Raw genomic sequence first — 11,748 nt, 5'->3', positions numbered from 1 at the left:
CACGTTTGTTGTTTGTTTTGCTTGCTTTGTTCAGTTTTCAAAGGTCTACGTTGTTGCGTCGTTAGCAACTCTTACATCATATCCGATTGACGTTTGATTGTCAACTGTTTTGCAAAAGTTTTTTTCGAGAAGTTTTAAACTGTTTTCTCGTTCGTTTCAGCAGCAACTACGTTATAATAACAAATGTGATTTTACTTGTCAACTGTTTTTGAAAAGTTTTTTTAACGTTGTTTTAACAGCGTTTGTTGACTTCTCTTGAACTCGACTTTGTTATATTATCATTATTTACTAAAGCCGTCAACTACTTTTTTAAACTTTTTTTAAGAAGTTCGAAGTGATTAACAACAACACTTAATATAGCAACTATTCTTAATAATTGCAACCATTAATTTCGTTATTTTATAATAAAAAAATAGAAGTGAATATTTTATAACTTTTCACTTCTATTTGTTCGATTATTTAATTAAATTATTCTTTTTACTGTAAAAAACATTGCCATCGTTCGTGGTTCATTCTTCCACTTCAGAAGCGATAGGAATAAAAACACGGAATATCGTTCCAGCACCTAGATGGCTTTCTGCATAAATACGTCCTTTATAACTATCAATTAACTTTTTAGCGATAGATAAACCTAATCCATTACTACCTGTCGTGCGTGCACGTGCTTTATCCACTCGATAAAAACGATTAAATATCTTCGAAACATCCTCAGCCGGAATCCCTTCACCAAAATCTTGAATCGCAATTTCTAATTCCTTTAGATTACTCGAGATGGATACATGAACTTCTTTACGATCTGTTGAGTACTTCACCGCATTATCCATAATAATAATCAGTATCTGCTCAAAATGATGACGATAGATCTTAACAACTTTTTCTGTATATAAATCATCATCTAAAGTAAATACAAATTCTGGATGGATCATCCGAAAATTATTAACGATTTGATTGACTACACCTTTTGCATTGGTCCGTTCATGTCCATGGTGCACATCAACTTGCTCCGCTCGAGTTAAATCAAGCATTTCCTGAACGAGAGTTTTCATTCGAGTGATTTCTTGCATACTCGCTTCTAGTGATTCTGCTAAAATTTCAGGATCATCTTTTCCCCAACGATTTAGCATATTCAGATGCCCTTCGATTACAGCAACCGGTGTTCTCAATTCATGAGAGACATCTTCTACGAATTGTTCTTGTAGCTCGGTATAGGAACGCATCCGATCCAGCATTTCATTAAAAATCTCTGCTAAGTCTGCAAGTTCATCATTTGTTTCTAGTTCTTGCATATAAATATCGTCTTGAGGGTTTTTACGGATTTCTTCCATTGTATCTCGTAATAAACGAAGTGGTTTTAAATAATAGGAAGCTAATAAGTATCCTAAGATACTACTTAATAAGAGAGAGACGACTTCTAAAAGGATTAACATCGACATTAAACGATTACGAAACTGATTAAAAGCAGTCAATTCATAGAAAGTTTGAATGTAACCAATCTTTTCTCGTGTTTCCTTAGAATAGATGGGCTGTACAAGTAAAAAACCTTCTTGATTATTAACCACTTGAATCGCAGCCTCTCTGGGTACTGTTTGTTGCAAATCGATACTCTCTTCGGCCGTTTTTAAAACTAACGCCTCTTCTAAGTCGTATACAAATAAACTAAACTCTGGATTCCCTATTTTTGCAACAAATGGATCAACCTTAACTTGATCGCCTCCGACATCAACTAGCTTGATTGACTCTGTACTACCTAGTCGCAACGCACGATAAGCATTGTTCAACGTAAGTGGCTCATTTTCGTTAGCCAATAAAGAGGCGATTAGGTAAGTGACATCTTCAATGTCACTTCTTTCTTTCGCCACATATAAATTTACGGAAGATTTATATGTGATAACCGCGAATATCGTAAAGACGACAAAGAAAAAGAAAGAACTAGCGAAAGTCCACTTCAATGTTAACGAAGGTCTTCTTAGTTCTTCAAGTCGTTGCTCGTCCTTTAAAGGACTTTTCATGAACGCATCACATAACCTGTTCCACGAACGGTCTGAATATAACTTTCATCCCCTGGAACATCAATTTTATTTCTTAAGTAACGAATGTAAACATCGACTACATTCGTTTCAACTTCTGTTTCGTAACCCCATACTTTATTTAATAGAACATCTCGGGCTAAAACAACGTTAATGTTTTCCATTAATGTTAATAGCAATTCATATTCGCGTTTTGTTAATTCAATCATTTCTGTTCCACGGCGAACCACTCGATTTTCCTTTTCAATTGTTAAATCACGATATGTTAATGTCGTTTGTTTGATTATATTTTTATCGCCTTCAATATCAATACGACGTAACAATGCACGTAGACGTGCTAATAATTCTTCAATTGCAAATGGTTTTACAATATAGTCATCTGCTCCGTGGTCCAATCCAGAAACACGATCGATAACAGAGTCTCTTGCCGTCATCATAATAATTGGTGTGTTCTTTGTTTGGCGGATACGACGACAAACTTCTAGTCCATTCAATTCTGGTAACATTAAATCTAGTAAAATAGCATCCCACTCTTTGTTTAAAGCCGCATCCAAACCTGTGCGTCCATTATAGTGCACCTCTGTAAAATAGCCTTCGTGTTTTAACTCTAACTCAACAAAGCGTGCTAAGTTTTTCTCATCCTCAATAATCAAAATATTTCCCATAACTTACCCATCCTATTCTAGTGTCATTTAATAACTCTCATATTATTATGATTTTACCATGGAAAGGCAAATTAAAAAAGAGATTCGTGTAAACAACAGTGTTTACACGAATCTCTTTTCTCAAACGAACTGTTTTTTATTGTTCATCGTACCAAGAATAATGGAAAATTCCTTCGCGATCAGTACGTTCATAAGTGTGTGCACCAAAGTAATCTCGTTGCGCTTGAATCAAGTTCGCTGGTAATCGTTCTGAGCGATAAGAATCAAAGTAAGCAATTGCTGATGAGAATGTCGGAACCGGTACACCTGATTGAACCGCTAACGCAACGACATCACGCACTGCTTGTTGGTACTTTGCTGTGATATCACTAAAGTACTCATCTAATAGTAAGTTAGCAATATCATTGTCTTTTTCATATGCATCCGTAATTTTTTGTAAGAATCGCGCACGAATAATGCATCCTTCGCGCCAAATTTTAGCAATCTCACCAAATGGTAGATCCCAATTATATTCTTTTGAAGAAGCGCTTAGTTGAGCAAATCCTTGAGCGTAACTCATAATTTTACTGAAGTAGAGTGCTTGACGAATTTTTTCAATTAATTCTGCTTTATCACCTGTGAACGGTGCAACTGTTGGTTTTGGTAATACCTTGCTTGCAGCTACACGTTCTTCTTTATAAGCTGAAATATAACGCGCAAAAACAGATTCCGTAATTAATGGTAATGGCACACCTAAATCAAGTGCACTTTGGCTCGTCCATTTACCCGTACCTTTATTTCCTGCAGCATCTAAAATAATATCAACCACTGGCTTACCTGTTCCAAGGTCATCTTTACGAGTTAAGATATCAGCAGTAATTTCGATTAAGAAACTATCTAATTCGCCTTCGTTCCACTCTTTAAAAATATCAGCCATTTCATCAACTGATAGCCCTAGAATATTTTGCATTAAGTCATAAGATTCTGCAATTAATTGCATGTCACCATATTCAATACCATTATGCACCATTTTTACGTAGTGACCGGCACCGTCTGGACCAATGTACGTGACACACGGCGTACCATCTTCTGCTTTTGCCGAAATTTGTTCTAAAATCGGCGCAACAAGTTCATACGCTTCTTTTTGACCACCTGGCATAATTGAAGGACCTTTTAACGCGCCTTCTTCTCCACCAGAAACACCTGCTCCAATAAAGTTAATACCAGAGTTCGCTAATTCGTTGTTACGACGAATTGTATCTTCAAAGAAGGTATTCCCACCGTCAATTAAAATGTCGCCTTTATCTAAGTGAGGTAACAATGATTGAATCGTTGCATCGGTTCCATAACCTGCTTGAACCATCATTACAATTCGGCGAGGTTTTTCGATTGAATTAATAAATTCCTCAACCGTATATGTTCCTAATAAATTTTTATCTGGGTTTTCAGCAAGCACTTCCTCTGTTTTTGAACCCGTACGATTGTATAGAGCAACAGAATAGCCACGGCTCTCAATATTTAAAGCCAAGTTTCTTCCCATTACTGCCATTCCCACAACACCAATTTGTTGTTTAGTCATTTTTGTTCCTCCTGCTCAATAATTTAGATATTTTTTACTATAAGTCATTATAGCGCAAAATCGACGGTAATCAAACCATTGCATTCAAAAGAATTGATTTATGCAAAAAAATAAACCTTAGGCTCCATGGTTAGCCTAAGGTTTAATGTCACTTTTTCTCAAAAAAAAAGTGATTATGCTTTTGTTGAAACGTCTTTACCATTGTAATGTCCACAATTGCTACATACGTGATGGTTTTTTCTCATTTCGCCACAGTTTGGGCATTCGCTCATACCGTTAATTGATAATTTATAGTGTGTGCGACGCTTTGCTTTCTTCGCTTTCGAAGTTTTACGAGCTGGTACTGCCATTTGCTACACCTCCTTGTTAATGAAAACAACCAAACGGCTGCAATTTATTCCAATCTTACGAATTATCTTCTTGATCTCCTAAGAGAGCAGATAATTTCGCAAGACGAGGATCGATTTGATTTTTGCCTTGCGATTCTTTCATTTCTTTATACTGATCTTCTGACACAACCGTCCATTCCTCACCACTAGGGTAATCCGTAGAATGTTGTTCTTCTTCCGTCAATACTTGTAATGGAATCTCAAGCAAAATGTTATCTGCAACAGATTCACTTAAATTGAGCGTTTGAGTTTCTAGTAGAAGAACCTCTTCTGCTCCGATCAAGTCTGCCTGCTGTTGATATTGCTCGGTTGTCATGAATACTTCATCCACGGTAAATGTCATTGGGACTTCAACTGGCTCTAACGAACGTGTTGAAGGAAGTGTAATGACCGTATCCACTGTATAGTGCAATAAGTATTCTTTTGGACTAACAGTAATCAAGCCACTGACTTGAATTGGACGAATCGCAATAATTTCTTTTTCCCGACTAATTAACTCATTTTGAAGATCTAATGTTTCTTGAAACACTAATGGCTCTTCTTGGTACTTTCTTAATTCTAGTAAAGACCATTTCATTTTCATCACCCCTAAGCAACAAAAGCTATTATACAGTCCTTGTTTTCCTTTGTCAATGAAATTTTCTTGACACCTAAAACAACACTTTTTTTCTTTAAAAAAACAGTAAAAAGAGAACGTTTTATTGTCTAGTATTTCAGAAAAAGTCTTGAATCAAAAGGGACTGGGCAATTATTGACCAGTCCCCCTTTTATCAATCAAACAATTTATTCAACTTAAATCGATTAGATAGCTGTTGCTTCCCCACGGTAGATGATTCCACGACGTGAGTCAACTGTTACTAATTCACCATCTTCAATAATTGTTGTTGCATCTTTCGCACCAACAACTACTGGTAAATCTTTCGCAATCCCAACAACTGCTGCGTGAGAAGTTAATCCACCATCTTCAACAACTAATGCTGCTGCTTTTTCGATTGCTGGTAAGTAGTCTTTATCTGTTGTCGGAACAACTAAAACCATACCTTCTTTCGCTTTGGCAATTGCTTCTTCAGCATTTTTAGCAACAACTGCGTTCGCTACGACTGCACGTCCACCAACACCTTGTGCTTCGATTAAACGAGAACCAATTAATTGGATCTTCATTACGTTTGTTGTTCCACGCTCACCAACTGGTACACCAGCTGTGATTAAGATTAAGTCACCTTCTGTTGCAAAACCTAATTCAACAGCTTTTTTAGAAGCTAGGTCGAACATTTCATCTGTTGTTGATGGTTTTTCAGCAACTGTTGGGTGAACACCCCAGTTTAATGTCAAGCTACGTTTTGTACGCTCGTCAAAAGTAACTGCTAAGATATTTGCATCCGGACGGTATTTAGAAATCATTTTCGCTGTGTAACCAGATTCAGTTGCTGCAACGATACACTTAACGCCTAGATTTTTAGCCGCACGTGCTACTGCTAAACCAATTGTTTCAGTAACGTCTGAGTTATCGAATTGGTTAATTTGGTAGTTACCTAATTTCAACATTGAACGTTCTGCTTCTTGGTCGATACGAGCCATTGTCGCAACTGCTTCAACTGGATAGTCACCATTTGCTGATTCTCCTGAAAGCATTGTTGCATCTGTACCATCAAAGATTGCGTTCGCCACGTCAGAAGCTTCTGCGCGTGTTGGACGAGGGTTTTGTTGCATAGATTCTAACATTTGAGTTGCTGTAATAACTGCTTTACCAGCAGCGTTACATCTCTTAATAATATCTTTTTGAACCATTGGTACAACTTCAGCTGGAATTTCCACACCTAAGTCACCACGGGCAACCATGATACCGTCAGAAACTTTAATAATTTCATCGATGTTATCAATACCCTCTTGTGATTCAATCTTAGAGATGATTTGAACATGATTCATGTCCATTTCTTCTAAAATTTCACGGATTTCTAAAACGTCTTGTGCTTTACGAACAAAACTTGCTGCGATAAAGTCAACGTCGTTTGCTACACCAAAGCGAATATCTTCGGCGTCTTTTTCTGTAATTCCTGGTAAGCTAATTGAGATTCCCGGAGCGTTAACGCCTTTACGTGAACCTAAAACACCTGAGTTTAGTACTTTTGTTACTAACTCGCGATTTGCTTCGTCTTTTTCGATAATTTCCATATCAATTAAACCATCATCAAATAAAATGTGGCCACCAACATGGGCATCTTCGTATAAACCTGGGTAAGTTACGGCAATTTTTTCTTTTGTACCTTCTAATTGGTCGTCCATCGAAATACGAACGATATCGCCAGTTACGTATTGGATCTTGCCATTTTCAGTTCCTTGAACAGTTGTACGGATTTCCGCACCTTTGGTATCTAATAAAATACCGACTGTTTTACCAGTGATTTTAACTGCTTCACGCACTAAGTTCATACGAGCTAATTGCTCTGCATGATCGCCATGAGAGAAGTTGAAACGAAAAACGTTTGCTCCTGCTTCAATTAATTGACTAATAATTTCTACGGAGTTACTTGCTGGACCTAACGTACTAACAATTTTTGTTTTTTTCATGAAAAAAATACCCCAATTCATTTATTTTTAAATAGCTTGACGCTTTTAAATTCAAAAAAAGATTAAAAAGATAACTCTTTGTTTAATGCATATAATGATAAGTCTGGTCGGTGTTTGCCATTTTCTAGTGTATCGACAATGTCTGTTGCGATGATTTCATTATTCAGGATTCCTACACACAGACCGCCTTTTCCAGCTAATAGCAGCTCAACAGCATAGCCACCGAACTTACTTGCTAACACACGATCACGTGCTGTTGGCGAACCGCCACGAACAACGTGTCCTAAAATTGATACACGTGCATGGAAATCACCATGTTCTGAAAGTTTTTCAGCAAATTCATTACCGCCCATTACACCTTCAGCTAAAATAATTAAGCAATGTTTTTTCCCACGATCTCGGCCTTCACGGATACTTTTGGCAACTGCCGCCATATCAAAATCGTGTTCTGGAATAATAATTTCATCGGCACCACCAGCTACCCCTGCCCAAAGTGCGATGTCACCTGCGTCTCGTCCCATCACTTCAATCACGAATGTGCGTACGTGTGAAGTTGCTGTATCGCGAATGCGGTCGAGTGACTCAAGTACTGTATTGATTGCTGTATCAAAACCAATTGTAAAATCAGTTCCTGGAATATCGTTATCGATTGTTCCTGGTAAAGCCACTGCTGGGAAACCATGTTTCGTCAGAGCCATCGCTCCATGATACGAACCATCTCCACCAATGACCACTAAGCCATCAATCTCAAACTTTTTCAATTGTTCGATTCCTTTTAATTGTCCTTCTTTTGTTGCAAATTCTGGGTAACGTGCAGAATATAAGAATGTTCCGCCTCGTTGAATTTTATCCCCTACGTCTGCAATTTCCAAACGACGAATATCACCAGCTACTAAGCCAGCAAAACCGTAATTAATACCAAATACTTCTAGGCCATTATAAATCGCTTTACGTGTGACAGCGCGGATTGCAGCGTTCATTCCCGGTGCATCGCCACCACTTGTCAAAATACCAATGCGTTTCATACTGTGATTCACCTCATCAAATATTATTTATTATCGTTGGTAGTTCTTTATTAAGTACATTTTAAGCTTTACCCACAGCTTTTATTTTACCATTAATCCCCTAAAATGTCTTGGTTTATCGTAAAAAAAAACAAAAAGAACGAAACTCATGTGCAAATTTACTGAAAACTATCGAACAACTATATTATCTTTGCCGAAAATCAAACCTAAAGCTGATTCAACTTCCGATTGCTCTGCAAGCCAATTTTCTGAATCGAGCAACATCTTTTTACCACTCTCAACATAGTATAAAACGATTGGCATTTTTCCAGGAGAGGCTTGAATCAACGCTCTAAATTGTTGCCAAACTTCGGCGTTATTTTTTTCGGTCAAGACTTTGATGTAACAAGTTTTATCCGAAATACTCTGTTCTTCTTCTGCGGCCAACTTCACAAGTTTAGGCAAAATTTGCAATTGACCGTTGAAACGGTTTTTTTGCGCCTTCCCTTCAATATACAAGACTTTATTTTGCTCAATGACCTTTCGTAGTTGACGATAATTTTCGGGGAAGATTGTAACGCTGCCTGTCCCACTTTCATCGTCTCCTTCCAAAATAGCCATTGCTTCACCTTTTTTCGTACGAATTTCTTTAATGTTTTTTACGTAAAATAAAACCGTTACCCACTGATTTTCATTCATTTCTGCAATGGAGTGAATTTTTTTTAACTTTAAAATTTTTGTGAATTGTCGCGTCGGATGCCCTGATAGATAGACCCCTAAATATTCTTCCTCAAATGCTAAACGCTCTACTAACTGATAATCTTCTACTTCACGTTCCTTCAATTCAAACATCGACAATAGTTCCAAGCTCCCTCCACTAAACAACATACTCTGGATCTTATCCTCGAGTTGTGAGTAAAGCAGGTGACGATTTGACTGAAGATCATCAAAGGCACCGACTAAAATTAACGGCTTGATATACTCCTCTTTTAATAGCTTACTATTACGAGCATTTAAGCGATATAAGAATTGTTCAAAAGAGCTAAAGTACCCATTTTCTCGTCGTTCATCAAGAATTGCCTGAATAAATTCGCGGCGTAAACCTTTAATACTACTCAAACCAAAACGAATCTCTTTTACGGTATGCAAGCGGAAACCATAATTACTTTGGTTAATCGATGGTGGTAAAATTTGAATTTTCTGTTTCTTGGCATCATGAATGTATTCGCGAATTTTGATTGGTTGATTTTGGGCTGACTGAAATAAGGCTTTGTAAAACGGACCCGAATAATGAACTTTTAAATACGCCATTTGATAAGCTACAAACGAGTAAGCAAACGCATGCGAGCGGTTGAAACCGTAGTTTGCAAATTTTTCAATATAATCATAGATTTCATTGGCTTTCGCAAGAGTGTGGCCTTTTGCTTGTGCCCCATCAATAAAGCTTTGACGTTGCGCTTCTAAAATATCCGCATTTTTCTTACTAATCCCCCGACGTAAAATATCTGCTTGACCTAACGTATAACCGGCCATTTTTTGGGCAATTTGCATAATTTGTTCTTCATAAATAATCACACCTTTTGTTACCTCTAAGATTGGCGCTAAACTATTATCGATATATTCAATCTTCTCTAAGCCTTTTTTACGACGAACATAGGTGTCAATATTCCCCATCGGACCTGGTCGATACAAAGCGTTGACCGCAGCAATTTCTTCGATGTTTTCAGGCTCAACTTTTTGCAAAACTTTACGAATACCAGCTGATTCAAATTGAAAAATACCGGCTGTTTCTCCTTTTTGGAAAAGTGCAAGCGTCGCAGGATCGTCTAAAGGAAGTTTCTTGATATTGATTTCCTCACGCTGTAATGCTCGAATGCCTTTTAACGTGTCATCAATGATACTTAAGTTACGTAAGCCTAAAAAGTCCATTTTCAACAAACCGAGTCTTTCAACATCGATCATTGTAAATTGCGTCAACCAAGACTCTGCCTGACCTGCTTGTAGAGGGACAAGATCGATTAGGTTTTGATCGGCAATTACCACACCGGCCGCGTGCGTAGAAATATGTCGTGGCAAGCCTTCAAGCACCCGTGCTACTTGATACATTTTTTGATACCGCTCATTCGTTTGGACAAGCGTTTGTAAATTCTTTGATTGTTCATAAGCTTGCTGCAACGTAATTCCTAAAGTTTTTGGTACCGCATTTGACCAACGATTCCCCTCACTTTGAGAAATGCCAAAAACCCGACCAACATCACGTAAAACCATCTTCGTAGCCATCGTTCCGAAAGTCCCAATTTGCGCCACGTGGGCTTGTCCGTATTTGTGACGAACATAATTAAGTAGCTCTTCTCGGCGGTTATCCGGAAAATCCAGATCAATATCTGGCATCGTTTTTCTTTCTGGATTCAAAAAACGTTCGAATAACAAGTGATAGTGAATCGGATCGACGTCGGTAATCGACAAAACGTAAGCGACTAACGAACCGGCTGCCGATCCACGACCGGCTCCGGTCACAATTTGACTTTCATGAGCAAAACGCATAACATCCCACACGATTAGAAAATAATCATCAAAGCCCATTTGATGAATAATTGACAATTCATACAGTAAACGTTCTTTATAAACTGGAGGGTAATTGGGCACGCGTTCTTCGAGAGCCTCCAGACAGAGTTCTTTTAAATAAGTATCTGGCGTATTATTTTCCAATGGAAACTGCGGTAACAACTTTTGATGCAACGGTAATCTTGCATCGCAGTTATCTGCGACATAACGCGCATTTACTAACGCTTCTTCATATTTATTTTCGATAAACCATTGTTCAAGTTCCGCACTAGACACAAGAAAATTTTCCGGATCAAAATCAAAAATTTCCGTTCTTAAATCCTCAATCTTCGTTCCGTCTTTAATGTGCTTTGCCACACGCACAGCAAAACTATCTTCTGCCACCAAAGAAGTGACTGGATGATACGCTAGTGGCTTAAGTCCTTGTTCAAAGTATTGAGCATATTGTTCTGTTGTCATCCCTTGCTGATAAGGAACACCAAAGTACAAGGACTCAGTGCCAACTTGTTTCTTCCAGCACTGGATGGCGGTGAGGTCTAACGTTAAAAAAGCCTCTTCTTGCACAGGAAGGAGATAAAAAAGCGCCTCTCCTTTGGGGAAATCTTCTATTTTTAGACGCTCGCCTATTTCATGGCGACTGGATAGCGTCATGAGTTGTTTTAATCCTTCATTTGTTTTTGCAAATAAGTAAACGAATGAGGGTTGAGCATCTTCAGCAGTATAATAAGTTAAATTTAAGCCGATAATTGGTTTGACGTGTTCTTTTTGACACATTTCAATAAATTCAAGCATGCCCGAAAGGTTGCCGTGATCGGTGATTCCTAACTGATTGTAACCGAGTGCTTTAGCTTGCTTGACATATTGAGGAATCTTGACAATACTTTGCAATAGTGAAAAAGCAGTCACTGTCGTTAATTGTGGGTTATTCATACTTTCCTCCTTTATTTTTCATAAGACACTTAACACGTTTAT

Annotated in this window: 8 protein-coding genes; all 8 read right to left on the bottom strand. The window is 37.9% G+C overall.

Annotation, left to right across the window (positions count from 1 at the left end):
* Nucleotides 1–509: 509 nt before the first annotated feature.
* The 8 genes from IEV09_RS08075 to IEV09_RS08040 all read right to left on the bottom strand — a co-directional run bounded on the left by IEV09_RS08075 (nucleotide 510) and on the right by IEV09_RS08040 (nucleotide 11,706).
* Nucleotides 510–2,009, bottom strand: a complete 1,500-nt coding sequence (locus IEV09_RS08075; RefSeq protein WP_188367777.1) for a sensor histidine kinase — start codon at nucleotides 2,007–2,009, stop codon at nucleotides 510–512.
* Entirely contained in the window at nucleotides 2,006–2,692 is a 687-nt protein-coding gene (locus IEV09_RS08070) for a response regulator transcription factor (RefSeq protein ID WP_188367776.1), read from the bottom strand. The genes IEV09_RS08075 and IEV09_RS08070 overlap by 4 nt, the downstream gene beginning before the upstream one ends.
* A 136-nt stretch (nucleotides 2,693–2,828) precedes the next feature.
* Complete coding sequence (gnd, locus tag IEV09_RS08065) at nucleotides 2,829–4,250, bottom strand: NADP-dependent phosphogluconate dehydrogenase (protein ID WP_188367775.1); 1,422 nt, start codon at nucleotides 4,248–4,250, stop codon at nucleotides 2,829–2,831.
* 173 nt (nucleotides 4,251–4,423) lie between these two features.
* On the bottom strand, nucleotides 4,424–4,600 hold the full coding sequence (rpmF, locus tag IEV09_RS08060; protein WP_188367774.1) for a 50S ribosomal protein L32: 177 nt from the start codon (nucleotides 4,598–4,600) through the stop codon (nucleotides 4,424–4,426).
* Between the two features lie 55 nt (nucleotides 4,601–4,655).
* Complete coding sequence (locus tag IEV09_RS08055) at nucleotides 4,656–5,216, bottom strand: YceD family protein (RefSeq protein WP_188367773.1); 561 nt, start codon at nucleotides 5,214–5,216, stop codon at nucleotides 4,656–4,658.
* A 224-nt stretch (nucleotides 5,217–5,440) separates the two neighbouring features.
* The gene (gene pyk, locus IEV09_RS08050) at nucleotides 5,441–7,207 is read right to left on the bottom strand and encodes a pyruvate kinase (protein WP_188367772.1); all 1,767 of its coding nucleotides are present in this window, start codon (nucleotides 7,205–7,207) and stop codon (nucleotides 5,441–5,443) included.
* Between the two features lie 62 nt (nucleotides 7,208–7,269).
* The gene (gene pfkA, locus IEV09_RS08045) at nucleotides 7,270–8,232 is read right to left on the bottom strand and encodes a 6-phosphofructokinase (protein ID WP_188367771.1); all 963 of its coding nucleotides are present in this window, start codon (nucleotides 8,230–8,232) and stop codon (nucleotides 7,270–7,272) included.
* A 168-nt stretch (nucleotides 8,233–8,400) separates the two neighbouring features.
* Entirely contained in the window at nucleotides 8,401–11,706 is a 3,306-nt protein-coding gene (locus IEV09_RS08040) for a DNA polymerase III subunit alpha (protein ID WP_188367770.1), read from the bottom strand.
* Nucleotides 11,707–11,748: the final 42 nt, after the last annotated feature.

The organism is Enterococcus alcedinis (assembly GCF_014635985.1).
Taxonomy (GTDB): Bacteria; Bacillota; Bacilli; order Lactobacillales; family Enterococcaceae; genus Enterococcus_I; species Enterococcus_I alcedinis.
The sequence above is the reverse complement of the archived record's forward strand: the minus strand, read 5'-3'. Positions and strand labels throughout refer to the sequence as shown.